The sequence below is a fragment of the Paraperlucidibaca baekdonensis genome (assembly GCF_003387535.1).
GTDB lineage: Bacteria > Pseudomonadota > Gammaproteobacteria > Pseudomonadales > Moraxellaceae > Perlucidibaca > Perlucidibaca baekdonensis.
Genome location: NZ_QUNR01000001.1, coordinates 517,229 through 533,583 on the forward strand (window position 1 = coordinate 517,229; position 16,355 = coordinate 533,583).

The 16,355-nt window shown below is 58.5% G+C and carries 8 protein-coding genes; 6 read left to right on the forward strand and 2 right to left on the reverse strand.

Features of this window, described 5'->3' with window-relative positions; genetic code table 11:
• Nucleotides 1-136 precede the first annotated feature (136 nt).
• On the forward strand, nt 137-601 hold the full coding sequence (locus DFR26_RS02475; protein WP_116207347.1) for a c-type cytochrome: 465 nt from the start codon (nt 137-139) through the stop codon (nt 599-601).
• 3 nt (nt 602-604) lie between these two features.
• Entirely contained in the window at nt 605-1,291 is a 687-nt protein-coding gene (locus DFR26_RS02480) for a cytochrome b/b6 domain-containing protein (protein WP_220375685.1), read from the forward strand.
• 11 nt (nt 1,292-1,302) lie between these two features.
• Here DFR26_RS02480 and DFR26_RS02485 read toward each other — a convergent pair whose 3' ends face one another.
• Nucleotides 1,303-1,734: a GFA family protein gene (locus DFR26_RS02485; RefSeq protein ID WP_116207348.1), complete on the reverse strand. Its 432-nt coding sequence runs from the start codon at nt 1,732-1,734 to the stop codon at nt 1,303-1,305.
• Complete coding sequence (locus tag DFR26_RS02490) at nt 1,731-3,101, reverse strand: TolC family outer membrane protein (RefSeq protein WP_116207349.1); 1,371 nt, start codon at nt 3,099-3,101, stop codon at nt 1,731-1,733. Before DFR26_RS02490 ends, DFR26_RS02485 begins: the two co-directional genes overlap by 4 nt.
• Nucleotides 3,102-3,396: 295 nt before the next feature.
• Between DFR26_RS02490 and DFR26_RS02495 the strand changes: the two genes are divergently transcribed.
• The 4 genes from DFR26_RS02495 to DFR26_RS02510 are packed head-to-tail and all read left to right on the forward strand — an operon-like array spanning nt 3,397 to nt 16,349.
• A complete protein-coding gene (locus DFR26_RS02495) occupies nt 3,397-10,464 on the forward strand; it encodes a type I polyketide synthase (protein WP_116207350.1) in 7,068 nt (2,355 codons plus the stop codon).
• Between the two features lie 3 nt (nt 10,465-10,467).
• On the forward strand, nt 10,468-14,865 hold the full coding sequence (locus DFR26_RS02500) for a beta-ketoacyl synthase N-terminal-like domain-containing protein (protein ID WP_147300253.1): 4,398 nt from the start codon (nt 10,468-10,470) through the stop codon (nt 14,863-14,865).
• Complete coding sequence (locus tag DFR26_RS02505; protein ID WP_116207352.1) at nt 14,865-15,170, forward strand: acyl carrier protein; 306 nt, start codon at nt 14,865-14,867, stop codon at nt 15,168-15,170. The genes DFR26_RS02500 and DFR26_RS02505 overlap by 1 nt, the downstream gene beginning before the upstream one ends.
• Before the next feature lie 6 nt (nt 15,171-15,176).
• Nucleotides 15,177-16,349 carry a glycosyltransferase gene (locus DFR26_RS02510; protein WP_116207353.1) on the forward strand — a complete coding sequence of 391 codons (1,173 nt, stop codon included), beginning with the start codon at nt 15,177-15,179 and terminating at the stop codon, nt 16,347-16,349.
• The last annotated feature ends 6 nt before the right edge of the window (nt 16,350-16,355 follow it).

Here is a 16,355-nt window from a genome sequence, read left to right on the forward strand (position 1 = left end):
AGAAAGTCTCATGTCTCACGCATTGCAAGATCGCGACTTAGGTCGCATGGCGGTTGAAGATCGGCAGGGCTAACGATATATTTCCGGCTTAATTGTTGGGTGCGTAATCGCACCAACGCCTGAATTGGAGAGAGTTATGTTGCGCCAACTATTGCCTATTGCTTTGATCGCGTGTGCCGCGTCGACCAGCGCATCGGCCAATCTCAAAGTCGACGAAGCCATCAAATATCGTCAGTCGGCTTACACGTTTATGGCTTGGAATATGGGCCGTATTCGCGCCAATACCGAGGGCGAGCTGAGTCGCGACGAGGTGGTGAAAGCCGCCAACGCCATTGCCGCAATAGCCAACTCAGGCCTAGGCTCGCTGTTTGTGCCGGGTAGTGATCAGGGCAAGGGCTGGATTGAGACGCGCGCGAAATCAGAAATCTTTACCGATGGCGCAGGCGTTGGCAAAGTTGCCATGCGCTTTAACCAAGAGGCCAATGCGATGGCAGCGATTGCCGGCACAGGCGATGCGGCTGCATTAAAAGCACAGCTCGGCAAGCTCGGTGCCACCTGCAAGTCATGCCACGATAATTACCGCGCCAAAGCGGCTGAATAAATCGTGCTGCGCCGACCGGCCTCAGCGCCGCTGGTCTGGGACCTGCCCACACGTCTAGGCCATTGGTTATTGGTGCTGTTGGTGACCGGCTCGTTGGTCACTGGGCAGCTCGCCGGGAGCTGGATCGAATGGCACGGCTATAGCGGCTTAGGCATTATCTGGCTGCTGAGCTTTCGTCTGGCTTGGGGCGTGCTGGGTTCAACCTATGCGCGCTTTCTGCAATTTTTCCCGAGCCCGGCTCGCTTGCGGCTATTTTTTCGCGGGCAATGGTATGGCTTAGGGCACTCACCCTTAGCGGCGCTGTCGGTCTTGGCGTTATTGGCGGTGCTGTTGGTGCAGGCGGGCGCTGGCTTATTTAGTGCGGATGATACGGGCTTCGCGGGGCCTTTAAGAGCGCTCGCTAGCGCTGCCTGGGCAGAGCGCCTGAGTGGCTGGCATCGACTCTCCGCAAACGCCGTGTATGGCGTGATCGCGCTGCACGTGGCGGCCATTGCGTGGTATCGCTATCGTGGCAAGTCGCTAACCGCGGCAATGATCGATGGCTATGCGCGCGAGGGAGACGGTGAGTCGGCATGCGGTGGTGGCGTGAGTGTGTTTCTGCTGGCCTGTGCGTTGGCCTCGATGCTGACCTATGCCGCGTCAGGCTTGTGGATTGTGCCCGAGCCGGTCGTGGCGACACCGGCGTGGTGAGTGAGCTCGGCTTATAAGGCTTTCTTCACCAGCGCAAAAGGCGGCGGCCCAGCATAAGTCGGCAAGCCATCGCTGATAGGCATCTCCGGTAGCGCCTGACTGAGCCAAACATGGGCCTCGGGCGTGAACACAAACGGTGCTTGCAGCGCCGCACCATTGACCGCCATCACCCCCGGCAAGGCACACACCTCAACATACATAAAGTCGCCGCAGGCCGCGCAAAAATGGCTGTGCTTGGGTTTGCCCGAGCCGCCGGTTGCGCTTTCCTGGCGCGTGCGTCCGATTATCGCCTGCGATTCATGCGCGAAAAAAGCGCCGGCTAAAAATGCCTGACCACTTGCCGCCCGGCAGTCCTGACAGTGACAAATCAGCTGAAAACGCGGAGCTTGTGAAAAGTGTATTTGCACTTGCCCGCAGCGACAGGCGGCGTGATGTTGGGTCATGGCACTCGGTCCGTTGCGCTCTGCGGTGATGCGCTGAGCCAGCCATTGATGCGCACAATAGCGCTTTCATTAAGTAAGCCAATGATTTTGTAGAGCCGGAAGCAATTCATCACGTAGTCATAGCGTGCGTTGGAAAGCTCCACGCGCGCGTTATTGACCTTGGTCTCAGAGGACATGAGATCGACAACGCTGTGCGTACCCACGGAATATCCGGCCTCAATGGCGCGATAGGCAACTTCGGCCGAGCGCAGGCTGCGCTGCTTAGCCTTGATGCGATACGCATCAGTTTTTGATGTCATAAATAGCGCGCGCGCCTGATTTTCGATGAGCTTGGCATCGGACTCATGGTTTTGTTTTGCCAGCGTAGTTTGCAGGCCAGCTTGCTTCACGCGCGCATGGGTTGCGCCGCCGGAGAAAATCTCCCAACGCGCCTCAATGCCGACAACATCGGTGGTGCCGGAGTTCAGCGCCACCGAGGGGTTATCGCCACCCTCTAAGCGGCGTTCGTTATAGCTGGCAAAAAAATTGACCTGCGGTAAGTAGCCCGTCTTTAGTGCGGATTGATTGACCTTACTTTGCTCAATCGCAATCAGCGAGGCGAGCAAGTCTGGATTCTGCTCAACCGCGAGCCTGCCCCAGGCATCGACACTATTGGGTGTTGGCAACAAGACGGGAATGTCATCTCGCAAGGTCGCTACTTCTGCTATCGGTTCGCCGACCAATGCGTTGAGATTTTCGCGTTGCGTATTGAGCTGATCTTCGGCGCTCAGTACTTGGTTTGCGGCGGCATCACGCTGCGACTCCTGCTCTAGGATATCGACTTGCGACACGAAGCCGGCGGCGTATTTTGCCTGAGCTTCCTCTAAGCGTTTCGCCAGTGACGCCAAGCGACTTCGCGCAATGCTCAGCGCATCTTGAGCACGCAAGGTGTCGAAGTAGGCGCTGGCAATATTGAAATAGAGGTCCTGCGCATTGGCATCGGCTCTGGCCTGCTCTTGCGAACGCTGGAGTTGAGCGGCTTGGTATTGCTTAAAAGCGCCCCAGTTAAACAGTGGCTGTACGACGCGTCCGCCCCAGTCCGTGCTGTCATAGGCGGTATCGCCCCCGGCTGGCGGCACGCCAGGCGCAAAGGTGATGGGGTCTTGCTGCAAGTTCACCGTGCTCGATGAAGCGGTGAGCACAATTTGTGGCAGTAAGGCAGCCCGCGCAATATCAGGGCTTTGATCCGCCAGCATGCGCGTGGTGCGCAAAGCGGCAAAGCGAGCGTTTTTTACTTCTGCGGTGTGCACCACATCGAGCAGGTTGGTTGCGGCGACGCTTGGGCTGAGCAGCAACGCAAGCACAGGTAAACTTAGGCGAATTATCATGGGCAGAGCTTATCAATAAGGGTGGCACATCACAGATAGATGCAGTTACTACTAATTCTGGCAAGTATCAGGGCTTTATAACGAGAGATCGATTACAAATGTCGGATTTTTGAGCAATCGGCACAAAGGGAAGACATAAAATTACAAAATGTAACTTACTATAGGCTCATTATACGGTTCTGAAATAATTTAGCCGTAGTCTTGGGCGGGTTTTGCTCTTGCTGGAGTGCGTTGCATTTCATCCATAGCACAATTTTTTGCCCCGCCGTATCCAATAATTAGAACCAAGCCGCCCATGAAGTTAGATCGCCCCGAAATTACCACGCCTAGTAGTTTGCTCAATAATCTCGCGCCTGTATTGGCGATGACGCCGTTTGAGCAGCCCAATATTCGGCTTGCCGAGGCCTTGGGGAGCCAGGGCTTGCCGGTTCTGGTGGATCTCGGTCGTGACCCGCTGACGTGGCCTAAAACCCTGTTAGCACTGGCCCGCAGGCGTTATGCCTGCTTGGGCGTGCGTGTGCCAGAAGGCATCGCTATTGACTCATTAGAGCTGCCTGAGCACGTCGACTTTGTGGTGTTGTCGCATGCGGCATCAGTGCCCAGGCACTGGCACGAGCGCCCGGTGATCGCTCAGGTAACGAGCGTTCAGGCCGCTGAACAAGCCATGGCCATGGGTGCGCAAGGTCTGATTGCGAAAGGCCAAGAGAGTGGCGGGGCATGTGGCGCCGATAGTGCGTTTGTTTTGTTACAGCGTGTATTGCTAGTAGCCAAGCCGAAGCATGTCCCGGTCTGGTGCCAAGGCGGCATGTCATGTCACACCGCCGCTGCCGCGATGGTCGCCGGCGCTGCCGGGGTGGTGATTGATGCGATTTTGGCCGGCATGCCCGAATCCGACTTGCCCGCTGAGCTGAAGCAGCGTGTGTTAGCGCTCGATGGCAGTGAGCCGCGTGCTGTGGCTGGCTTTAATGTATTGCCGAGCAAGGGCATCGCGGTGGCTGAGCTGTCGGCAGCCGAGGTGGTGCAGCAGCTCGCTGATCAGCGCCTATGGGCAATAGGCCAAGATGCGGCATTAGCGCGTTTGGCATTGAGCCAATGTACGTCGGTGTCGAGCTTAATTCGCATCTTGCGCACGCGCATTCAGGCCGCCATCGTGCAGGCACAATCCATGCAGCCCTTGGCGGAAGGTAATACCTGGGCGCGTGCTCACGGCACGCGCTATGCCATCGCTCAAGGCCCAATGACACGCGTCAGCGACACCGCACCATTTGCCGCCAATGTGGCCGATGCTGGTGGCTTGCCGTTTATTGCCTTGTCGCTGATGAATGCGCAGTCGTCGCGCACGTTGCTAGAAGAAACGCGAGCACAGCTTGGCGAGCGCCCTTGGGGTGTCGGCGTTTTGGGCTTTGCTGAGGCCGATGTGTTGGCGCCGCAGCTTGAGCTGGTGCGCGAATTTAAGCCGCCCGTATTGCTTATTGCTGGCGGTAGACCATCGCAGGCCAAGCCATTTACCGAGATGGGCATTGCCACGTATTTGCATGTGCCGTCGCCGGGTTTGCTGGATTTATTTATTGCCGAGGGTGCCACGCACTTTGTTTTTGAAGGCCGCGAATGTGGTGGCCATGTTGGTCCGCGCTACAGCTTTGTGCTGTGGGAGCAGGCGCTGTCGCGGCTGCTAGCCGATGAGCATCCGGAGCGCTTTCATGTGCTGTTGGCCGGTGGCATTCACGATGCCTTATCGGCCGCCATGGTCTCGGCTTTGCTCGCGCCATTGGCGGCGCGTGGTGCGAAAGTTGGTGTGCTGATGGGTACCGCGTATATCGCGACCCATGAGGCGGTGAGTTCAGGCGCGGTATTGCCGCGCTTTCAGCAGCAGGCCATTGATAGCAAAACCAGCGAGCTGGTGGAAACCGCACCGGGCCACGCAATTCGCTGCGTGCCCTCGGGCTTTACAGAATTATTTGAGCGGGAAAAAGCCCGCTTACAGGCCTTAGGTATTGAGCCTAAGCAAATGTGGAAAGACCTTGAAGCATTGACCGTTGGGCGCTTGCGGGTGGCGAGCAAGGGCGTTGATCGCGTGCAGGGCGTGCTGCAGCCCATTGCGGAGTCGGTTCAGGCCAGCGAGGGCATGTATATGCTCGGCCAGGTCGCGGCGATGTCTGATCAAGTCATTAGCATGGCCGAGCTGCATCGGCGTGTATGTGTTGATTCGCAGGCGCTGTTGGCGCGCTGTGTGCTACCGAAATTTAGCCAAGAGCCAGCGCCAGAGCCGATCGCCATTGTTGGTATGTCCTGTCTATTTGCCGACTCGCCTGACCTTGAGACGTATTGGCAAAACATTCTCTCCGGCCGTGATTTGGTCACCGAAGTACCCGCTGAGCGCTGGTCGGTGGCGCAATATTTTCATGCCGATGAAGCGCGCCAAGATAAGTCGATTAGCCGCTGGGGCGCGTTCATTAATGACACGCCATTTGACCCGCTGGCGTTTGGTATTCCGCCGGCATCACTGGCGGCCATCGAGCCGGTGCAGCTGCTGTCGCTAGCGATTGCACAGCAAGCCTTGGTCGACGCCAACTATACGCAGCGCTGGTTTGATCGCGAGCGCACGGCGGTGATTTTCGGTGCTGAAGCCGGTATGGATTTGGGCAACCAATACACGTTTCGCAACCTCTGGCAGCAATACGCCGGCGACTTGCCGCCAGCTTTAGCGCAGGCCTTGCCGGCACTGACCGAGGATTCATTTCCGGGCATGTTGGTGAACTTAATTTCTGGCCGCATTGCCAATCGTTTAGGCCTTGGCGGCGTCAACTATGCTGTCACCTCGGCCTGCGCGAGCTCACTGACGGCGGTTGATTTGGCGGTGAAAGAGTTGCGCGCCGGCAGCAGCGACATGGTGCTGGCGGGTGGTGCCGATTTTCACAATGGCATCAGCGATTATTTGATGTTTTCCTCGGTCGGCGCGCTGTCGGCAAAAGGCCGTTGCCGCTCGTTTGACCAAGAGGCCGATGGCATTGCCTTGGGCGAGGGCATTGGCATCGTAGTGTTAAAGCGCTTGTCGGATGCGCAGCGCGATGGCGATCGCATTTATGCATTGATCGATGGCATTGCCGGCTCGAGTGATGGCAAGGGTTTAGGCCTCACGGCGCCGCGCAAAGATGGCCAGAAGCTCGCGCTCGACCGCGCTTACGCGCAGGCAGGAGTTTTGCCGCAGGCCATTGGTTTGATTGAGGCGCATGGCACGGGCACGGTGGTCGGTGATCGCACTGAGTTGCAGGCACTCACGGAAGTATTTTCGCTCGGCGGTGCGCAGCCCGGACAAACTGCCCTGGGCTCAGTGAAAAGCCAAATTGGTCACACCAAATGCGCGGCAGGCGTGGCCGGTTTAATTAAAGTGGCCAAGGCATTGCACCATCGCGTATTGCCGGGCACGCAGCAAATCAGCCAGCCCAATGCTTGGCATAATGCCGCCACCAGCCCATTTAGCTTTAGCGCGCAGCCGCGACCTTGGCTGTCAGCGGGCGATCAGCGCTTACGCGGTGCCATTAGCGCCTTCGGTTTTGGCGGCGCGAATTTTCACACGGTGTTGTCGGCTTGGTCTGAGCATCAAAGTGCGCATGGTGCGCTGGCGTGGCCGACTGAGTTGTTCTTGGTGCGTGGCAACGATATCAATAGTGCCAATGCTGAGCTAAAGCGCCTGCAGCAGTATCTGCTGGCCGCCGAAGTATTGCCGTCTTTGCGCGATTTGGCGTTTAGCATCTGGCAAGCGGGTACCGGGCCGGTGCAGCTAAGTTTTGTCGCCAATGATATCGAGCACTTGCAACTGCTGGTGCAGGAGGCGCTATCTGGTGCGCCTAAACGCGGCGTCAGCTTGCGCAATGACGAGCGTGCCGCGGGCAAGGTCGCCATACTATTTCCCGGTCAAGGCAGCCAATACGTCGGCATGTTGCGTGACTTATTTGTCTATTTCCCGCAGCTACAAACACTGTTGGCGCAGGCGCCGGATATTGCGGCGGCGATTTATCCGCCGACTGCGTTTGAGGCAGCGGTGGCTGCCGAGCAGCACAGCCATTTGACCGATACGCGTCAGGCGCAACCAGCCTTGGGCATGGTCGCGACGGCCGCCTATCGGTGTCTGCAAGCCTTGGGTGTGCGCGCCGATATGACCGCTGGGCATAGCTACGGCGAGCTGGTAGCGCTGTCTGCCGCGGGCGTCTTTGATGATGCCGCGCTGATTGATTTATCGCGCGCGCGCGCCGAAGCAATGCTCACGGATGCCGGCACGGATATGGGCGCGATGGCGGCCATTAGTCTGTCGGTGCACGAGCTGGAGCCATTGCTCAACGATTTCCCCGATGTTGTTATGGCCAATCAAAATAGCCCGCAGCAAACGGTGATTTCAGGTCCCACAGCGACTGTTACGGCGGCGCTGACGGCATTGCGTGCTCAGGGTGTGGCGGCGAAAGCCATCGATACGGCCTGCGCTTTCCATTCGCCGTTAATGGCGGCGGCTAGCGCGCGCTTTGCCCAGGCCTTGGCGTCGTGTGAGATGCATCCCGCGGCTTGCCCGGTATACGCCAATGTCACCGCGCAGGTGCATGAGGCCGATGCCGTACGCGAGCGTTTAGCGCAGCACATCGTGGCGCCTGTGCGCTTTGTCGCCGAAATTGAGCAGATGTATGCCGATGGCGCGCGCACATTTATTGAGGTTGGTCCGCGCCGCGTTTTAACCGGCTTGGTCGGGCGTATTTTGGCGGAGCGACCGCATACGGCCATCGCGCTTGATCAAGAAGGCAAAGGTCTGGCGGGCTTGCTCGGCTCATTGGCGAAAATGGCCGTGACGCTGCCCACGTTCGATGCCGATGCGCTGTTTGTTGGGCGCGCTAAGGTCATCGATTTCGCTAAGCCGCAGCGCTGGTCGGCGACCACTTGGATGGTCAATGGCGGTCGCGCGTGGCCATTAAAAGGCAAGATACCCACGCACGCCGGACAAGTGCTCGATGGGCCCGTCGTGCAGCTGCCGGATGCCGCCCCACAGCGCGCCGCAGCGCCTGCGCTCACTGGCGAGCGCGACCAAGCCTTAGTCAGTTATTTGAGCAATATGCGTGAGCTGGTGAGTGCGCAGCGCGATGTGCTGCTTGGCTATATGGGCGCCCCCCGCGAGTCTGCCGGCGTGCTAGCGCCTTCTGCTGTGCCAAGTCTTGCAGCGCCTAGTGCCGATCGTGGGCATGCCCCAGCTGCCGTACTCACCGCAGAGGCAGCATCTGAGGCGCCGCCGCTTGACCACCGTGCCGTGCTGCTGAGCTTGGTGAGTGAGCGCACCGGCTACCCAAGCGATATGCTCGATTTGGACCTCGATCTTGAGGCCGACCTGTCTATTGATTCGATTAAACGCTTGGAAATTATCGGTGAGTTATCGCGCGTGTTGAGTTTGCGCGAGCGCTTAGGCGCCGATGCCGACAGCCGAATGGAGGCGCTGACGCAGCAAAAAACCTTGCGCGCAGTGATTGATTGGTTGCACGCACACCTACCTGTGGCGGCGCTAGCAGCAATGCCCGCCCCGGTGGCAGACACAGCGGCTAACGACGCGCGTTGGGATCAGGAGTTTTTGCAAAAAACCTTACTGGCGATTGTCAGCGAAGCCACGGGCTATCCCGAGGAGGCGCTTGATCTGGATCTTGATCTTGAGGCCGACTTATCGATTGATTCGATTAAGCGTTTGGAAGTCATCGGCCAGCTCAAGCGTGCGTTGGCAAAAAGCCATGCCGTGCAGGCTGCGACCTTGTCGGTGGAAGCGCTGTCAACGTGCAAAACCTTAGCGGCTATTTTGGCGACGGTATTGGCGTCCGACAGTTTCCCAGCGCCGGTGGCTTTAGGGGAGGACGCCTCAGTGGAGCCGCCCAGCGAGTTTCCATTTCAGCGCGTGGTATTTCGTCGGCAAAAGGCAGCGGACGTCACGGTGAGCTGGTCAGACATTGCTGACCAACGGTTATTAATTATTGCGTCAAATAACGCGCTGGCCGAGCAACTAAGTCGAGAGTTGATGACGCAGCGGGCGCATGTGGTGGTGTTGGATCAGCATGACGCCGCTAGCTATGATTTTTCGCATACCGCCACCGTGCTGGACCTGAGCTGTTTAGATAAAACCCATGATGCGCGAGCGGTAGCCCAGCAGTTTACGGTGCTGCAACGAGCCTTAATGGCCGGCGTGCGGCGCCTGCTCGTGGTGTCGGCGTTGGGCGGTGATTTTGGTGTGACGGCGGGACAGTTAGCCCGCGGTGGTGGTCTGGCCGGCATGGTGAAAACCATGGCGCGAGAATATCATCACGCCAATATTCGCTGCCTAGATGTTGATGCCGCAGAGTCTAGCGAGCTACTGGGGCGTGCGGTGTTGGCCGAGCTGACGGCGACCGACCGTCTCGTGGAGGTGGCGTGGGCGCAGGGCCAGCGTTGGCAGCGTCGCGTGGAGTCGTTGGCGGGTGCCAACGCTGAGCTCGGCGCATTGCCATTAGATGCGCACAGTGTGGTGTTGCTCACCGGCGGTGCCCGAGGTATTACGGCCTTGATGGCCATTGAATTGGCGCAGCGCTTCCAATGTCAGCTCGAGCTCGTTGGCCGTTCAGCCATGCCCATCGCCGAGGAATCGTCGGCGACACATGGCATCACGGACCCGCGCCTAATGCGCCAAGCATTGCTGCATGAAGACACGACGCGTAAGCCCGCCGAGGTTGAGTCGCTAGTGCGTGGCGTGCTGGCGGCACGCGATATGCGCGCGACATTTAATGCCATACAAAACGCGGGTGGGCGAGTCAATTACCACGCCTTAGACGTGCGCGATGCGTCGGCGCTGAGCGCCTTGGTGGCCGATATTTATACGCGCTGCGGGCGCCTCGATGGGCTCATGCATGGCGCGGGCATCGTGGAAGATAAGTTGATTCGTGATAAGCAGCCGGAGAGCTTTGCGCGCGTATACGACACCAAGGTCAATAGCGCGCAGAGTCTGTTTGCTCACGTGCGCGACGATGTGAAGTTTGTCGTATTTTTCTCTAGCGTCGCCAGCGCCTTTGGTAATCGCGGGCAAGTCGACTATGCCGCGGCGAACGATATGCTCGATAAAATTGCCCACCAATGGCAATCGCGCATCAGCGGCCGCGTGCTCTCGGTGAACTGGGGGCCATGGGCCGATACCGGCATGGTGTCGCCGGCCTTGCAGCGTGAATACGCGCGCAAAGGCATTGGCCTGGTACCGCAAAAAGTTGGCGTTGACGCGTTGTTTACGGCCTTAGCCGAGCCCGCGCGCGAAACGCAAATTGTTATGGTGTCGGGTGAGGTCGAGCGCTTTATGGCCGATGCACCGGTTGAGGCGTAATTGGTGACTCGTATCGCGATTATTGGGATGTCCTGCGTGTTTCCTGGCGCGGCGAACCTGCGCCAGTACTGGGACAATATTTGCGCAGGCGTCGATGCCATTTCCGAGGTGCCGGCGGGGCGTTGGGATGATCGCTATTACGACCCCAACTCGACCGCAGTCGATCAATTTTACTGCCGTCGTGGCGGCTTTATTGATGACTTAGCCGACTTCGATCCCTTGCCTTTTGGCATCATGCCGAAGCTGGTGGAGGCCGCTGAACCCGATCAATTACTGGCCTTGAAAATCGGCCATCAGGCTCTGCACGATGCCGGTTATGACACGCGAGAGTTTGATCGGGCGCGCACTGGCGTGATCATCGGCCGTGGCAATTATGTCTCGCCCGGCGTGCTACGCCTGGAGCAGCATGTGCGGGTTGTGCCGCAAGTGTTGCAGACAGTGCGCGACTTATTTCCCGATATGCCCGAGGCGACGCTGGCGGAGATTAAGCAGCGTTTGCACAATGAACTCACGCCTTACGGCCCCGATGTGGCCTCGAGCTTGATTCCAAACTTCACCGCCTCGCGCTTGGCCAATCGGCTGAATCTGGGTGGCACGGCCTATACCGTCGATGCGGCTTGCGCGAGCGCATTATTGGCGCTTGAGCAAGCCACGACATTATTAGCTAGCGGCGACGCCGAGATGATGCTGGTCGGTGGCGTGCATTTGAGCCATGACCCCACGTTTTGGGCAACCTTTTGCCAGCTTGGCGCGCTCTCGCGGCGTGGCGTCATTGCGCCGTTATCGGCACAGGCCGATGGCATTCTCGCCAGTGAAGGCGTGGGCATGGTGGTGCTGAAGCGGCTCGATGATGCCCTGCGCGATGGCGACAGAGTCTACGCCAGTATTGAGGCCGTGGGCTCGGCCAGCGATGGTCGCAGCAGCAGCTTGGTGGCACCGTCGGTGAGTGGCCAGTTGCTGGCCTTAGAGCGCGCATGGGCCGGGCTGACGACCGCGAAATCCGCGCTGGGCTTGGTGGAGGCGCACGGTACCGGCACACCCACCGGCGATGGCGTTGAGCTAGAGACCTTGGCGCAGTTTTTCGGCCCGGCCAATGACACGCAACCGCGCGCCGTGATTGGCTCCGTGAAGTCGATGATTGGCCATGCCATGCCGGCCTCGGGCATGGCCTCGCTGATCAAAACCGCGATGGCGATTCATCACGGCGTCTTGCCGCCAACGCTGCATTGTCAGTCGCCGCATCCCCTATTGGCAAAAACGCGCTTTCGACCATTAGCCGTGCAAGAGCCTTGGCTTGCAGCGCCTGAGCAGCGCCTAGCCGCGGTCAATGCCTTTGGTTTTGGCGGCATCAATGCCCATGTGGTGCTCAATGGCGTGCTACCCAGTCCAGCAAGACAGGTGCCTCAAGCCCATGATTTGCCGCCAGTTTTACTGCTGTCGGCGCCAACGCCCGAGGCCTTGCTGATCAGCCTAGATGCTGTGATTGCTGGTGCTCAAGCACCTGCCTTGAGCGATGCGCCGTGCCGTTTAGCCATGCTGACGCCGACCAGCAAGCGGCTGTTAGTGGCGCGCAAAGTTGTCGCCGCGGCCAAGCCGTGGACTGGCCGTCAGCAAATCTGGTTTAGCCCCAATGGCCTGCTCCGCGAAGGCGGCAAACTGGCCTTTGTATTTCCCGGCGTCGATAGCGTTTTCAAGCCGCAAGCCGAGGATGTCGCGGCGTATTTTCAGCAAACGCTGCCCCTGTACTGTCAGCATCTTGATCCGGCGCAAGACTTGCCACGCGTGGTGCAAGGCCTCTTGGGGTTTAACCGCATGATGCACGATGCGCTGAGCCAGCTTGGGCTTGCCCCAGACGTTTATGCCGGCCACAGCATTGGCGAATGGAGCGCGATGTTGGCCTCCGGCATGATGGATCAGGCGCTTTCAGATCGCACCAATAGCAATCTCGACGAGGCCGCTCAGCAGTTCCCCGATGTGCGCTTTTTGGCGGCAGCGTGTGATGCCGCGACATTAACTGCGGCGCTAGCCGGCTTAGCAGACGTTGCCTTGAGTCACGATAATTGCCCGCACCAAGTCATTGCGTGTGGCCGCGAGTCGGTGGTCGCGCAAGTCGCTGAGCGTTTGCAAGCACAGGGAGTCTTTCACCAGACGCTGCCGATTGTTTCTGGCTTTCATTCGCCATTATTTGCCGATCATCTGCCCTGGTATCAGGCGTTTTTTAATGCCGCTACGTTGCAAGAGCCGGTGGTGCCGGTCTGGTCGGCAACACTGGCAGCGGCGTTTCCATCACGCGAGCAAGATAAGCGCGATGTGGCTATTGCGCATTTGCTAGAGCCTGTGCGTTTTCGTGAGCTCACCGAGCGTTTATATGACGATGGTGTGCGTGTGTTTATTCAGGTCGGTACGGGCTCCTTGCCGGGCTTTATTGACGACACGTTAGCAGGCCAGCCACATGCGGCACTGCACGCAAATCATGAGGCGCGCAGCGGCTTAGCGCAGCTGCAATACCTCTGCGCGGCACTTTGGGTAGAAGGCAGCGACGTTGATTTGCAACTGCTGTTGCCATCGCGTGATAGGCAAGCAGCCGTCGCGGCGACGCCTAGCGTCAGCGTTCAGCAGCAACGACTAGCGCTGGGTGTGCCGCTGATTCGGGTCAGCGCACTGGCGCCGAAGAATTCGTATATGCCGGCTGCCTCGGCGCCAAATTTTTCCGGCGCGATGGGCGGTTTAGTCGCCGATACGCTGCATGATATTGACCAAGTGCGCGATGACATTGTGGCGATTTGGCAGCAGCATGAGCAGCAAAAAGCGCACGCGCACCTGCCGTCTACTCCGCCCGAGGCGGGCGAGTCTCCGCGGCGTATTCAGTGGGTGCAGCAGCAATACTTGGCGCTCGACTCGAGTATTACCTGCGTACGCGACCATGAACTGTATCCGCAGCGCCAAGGCTGGCCGATCGTAGCTGACCGTCATCCCGTGGTGCCGATGACCATGGAAGTGTTGATGCTGCGTGACGCGTTACGCGAGCTGTTGGCCACGCACCGGCCGGGCTGGCAGGTCGTTGAAGTGTTCGATATCAAGGCTTTTAACTGGCTGGTGGTGAGCACGCCGCTGCATGTTGAGTTACGCCTCAATAGCGTCAGCGAGCATTGCGTGCGCGGTGAAATTGTCGGCTACTTTAGTGCCACGCTGCGTATTGCGCCGAACTGGCCAGCGCCACCGAGTGCGTCGCTGCCGGCACTGCATCAGCCACGAGCAACGCGCGTTGCAGCGCAGGATTTATATCGCCAGCAATGGATGTTTCACGGACCGGCATATCAGGGTGTGAGCGCGTTTCAGGGCATTGGCAGCAATGGCATTGATGGCGAACTACGTGTGCCCAGCGGGCAGGGCGCCTTGCTCGATAATATGGGCCAGCTCGCCGGCTACTGGGTCATGGAACAGCCCGAAAACTGCTTGGCCATGCCCATTGGCGTTGGCAGCATCTGTTTTTATGGCCCTGACCCGATCCCGGGCGACGTGCTGCAGGCGCAGGTGCGCATCAATCAGCTCGATACGCTCGGCTGTACGAGCAGCCATCAGCTACGCGCTGACGATGGTCGCCTAGTCATTAGCATTGATGACTGGCAAACGCGCCGTTACCAGATGGATAAAGCATTTTGGGAGGCCTCGCGCCTGCTCTCAGAGTGCATGGTTTGTCGCGAAGTGGCACCGCATGTGGTGCTTTTTGAGGACCGCTACGACACGGCAATTTTGCGTGACTACTTAAGTCGTCGGTATTTAACCGCATCTGAGCGAACAACCTATGATGCGCTATCGCCGCGCCGAAAACGCTCCTGGCTGAATGGCCGTGTTGCCGCCAAAGATGCCGTGCGCTTATTTCTTCAATCGCGTGCTATTCGCGGGGTCTATCCGCAGGAAATCATTATCGACAATGATGCCCTCGGCGCGCCACATATACATGCCAATATCACCAACCGATTACCCGAGGGCCTGTCATTATCGATTGCGCACAAGGGCAATCTGGCGGTCGCGATTGTCTCTGATGAGCCCGTGGGCATTGACTTGGAGTCGATCAGCGAGCGCTCCGATGAATTTGTGCAGGCCGCGTTTGGCCAGGCCGAGCAGGCGTTATTAGCCAGTAGTGGCGAGTCGCTGGCACTGGCATTTACGCGTGGCTGGGTTGCAAAAGAGGTCGCGGCTAAACAGTCCGGTCATGGCTTGGCGGGCGCCCCGAAAAACTGGCCAGTGACGGCGTTTGAAAACGGCGCATTGCGGATAAATGGCTGTTGGATCTTCAGCATAGTTTTAGATGGTCATGTCATGGGATGGAGCCTGCCCAGCGTACTCGCTGAACCCTTAATTCTGGCCTTAGCCGATAATCAAGATGAGAAAATGTGATGACAATTGAGCAAGGCGGGCAAACGCCAGAAGCCATTTTGGCGCTGGTCATTGAGACCATTCGCGAGACCATCAACGAGGATTGGATTTTCGATGCCGAGATCGATCAAGCCACGCGCTTCAATGACGATTTGGAAATTGAAAGTATTGAGTTCATTAAAATAGCCGCCGCCATTCAGCAGCATTTTGGCCAGCAATTGGATGTATCAGGCTGGCTCTCTGGCAAGAGCATTCACGAGCTCATCAGCCTAAGCGTGGGTGACTTGAGTGCCTACGTGATGGCTGCTTTGGCGCAGGGCGGCTGAGTCGTTATGGCGCGTATTTTATTGACCTTGCCACCGTTGATTGGTCATTTAAACCCGTTACTGGCCGTTGCCGCTGAGCTAGCCGCGGCGGGGCATGAGCTTGCCTGGGCGCTGCATACGCGCCAGCTCGGCGCAAGCTTGCCCGATGGCGCCCGCGTCTTTAGCTTGGATGCGGGGGACCAGATCACCACGGTAGTGCTGCCGAAAGTGCGTGGTTTGGAAAGTGTGCGCCTATTTTTTGAAGACTATGCCTTGCCCATGGCCGAGCAGTCGCTGCCATTGATTGAGCAAGCCGCACGGCGCTTTAAGCCCGATGTCATGGTGGTCGATCATCAAATGATTGCCGGCGCTTTGGTGGCGCGTAAATTAGGCATTGCCTGGCTCACAAGCATCACCACCAGTGCCTCTATTTTGCGCATGTCGCCGATGCTCGATGACTGGGTGGCCGGTCAGTACGCCGACTTACAGCAGCGCTATCTGGGCAATGACACCGCGATAGTGCGCGTCGATCGGCCGGACTTTTCGCCGTGGCTCAATCTGGTGTTTTCCATCGAAGAGCTGCTCGGTAATGTGCATGCGCGTATTGACGCGCCCTACACTTTTTTAGGCCCAGCGAGCGGCCAAGGGCGGCGCGATATTGCCTTCCCATGGTCATGGCTACGCGATGATTGCCAACGCATTTTGGTGACACTAGGTACGGTCAGTCGCGATCGTGACAGCCGATTTTTCGAGGTCATGATGGCAGCCATTGCCGACATACCTGCCGTGCAAGCGGTGATCGTGGGGCCGAGCAGTCTGCAAGCCAGCGCGCCGGATAATGTCTTGGTGTGCGATTTTGTGCCGCAAATGGCGCTGCTGAAAAAAATGCACGGCGTGATTTGTCATGCTGGCCATAACACCGTCTGCGAAACACTGATGCATGACTTGCCGATGATTGTTGCGCCAATTCGCGATGATCAGCCGGTGATTGCGCGGCAAGTCATCGACGCCGGTGCTGGCTTATTTATGCGTCACGGCAAAGTCACGATAGCCACGGCGAAGACCACGATTGAGGCGCTGTTGAAGACGCCAGCGCTACACCATCACGCGCAGCGCTTGGGTAGCGCGTTACGCGCCAGCGCTGGGGCGGCGGGTGCGGCTGGCCATATTGCGGCTATTGCTGATGCGGCGAGGGCTTAGCGAGTG

Excerpts from the sequence above, each read along its gene's own strand:
- DFR26_RS02475 (WP_116207347.1), top strand. The coding sequence starts at position 137 with ATGTTGCGCCAACTATTGCCTATTGCTTTGATCGCGTGTGCCGCGTCG.
- DFR26_RS02485 (WP_116207348.1), bottom strand. The coding sequence starts at position 1,734 with ATGACCCAACATCACGCCGCCTGTCGCTGCGGGCAAGTGCAAATACAC.
- DFR26_RS02490 (WP_116207349.1), bottom strand. The coding sequence starts at position 3,101 with ATGATAATTCGCCTAAGTTTACCTGTGCTTGCGTTGCTGCTCAGCCCA.
- DFR26_RS02495 (WP_116207350.1), top strand. The coding sequence starts at position 3,397 with ATGAAGTTAGATCGCCCCGAAATTACCACGCCTAGTAGTTTGCTCAAT.
- DFR26_RS02505 (WP_116207352.1), top strand. The coding sequence starts at position 14,865 with ATGACAATTGAGCAAGGCGGGCAAACGCCAGAAGCCATTTTGGCGCTG.
- DFR26_RS02510 (WP_116207353.1), top strand. The coding sequence starts at position 15,177 with ATGGCGCGTATTTTATTGACCTTGCCACCGTTGATTGGTCATTTAAAC.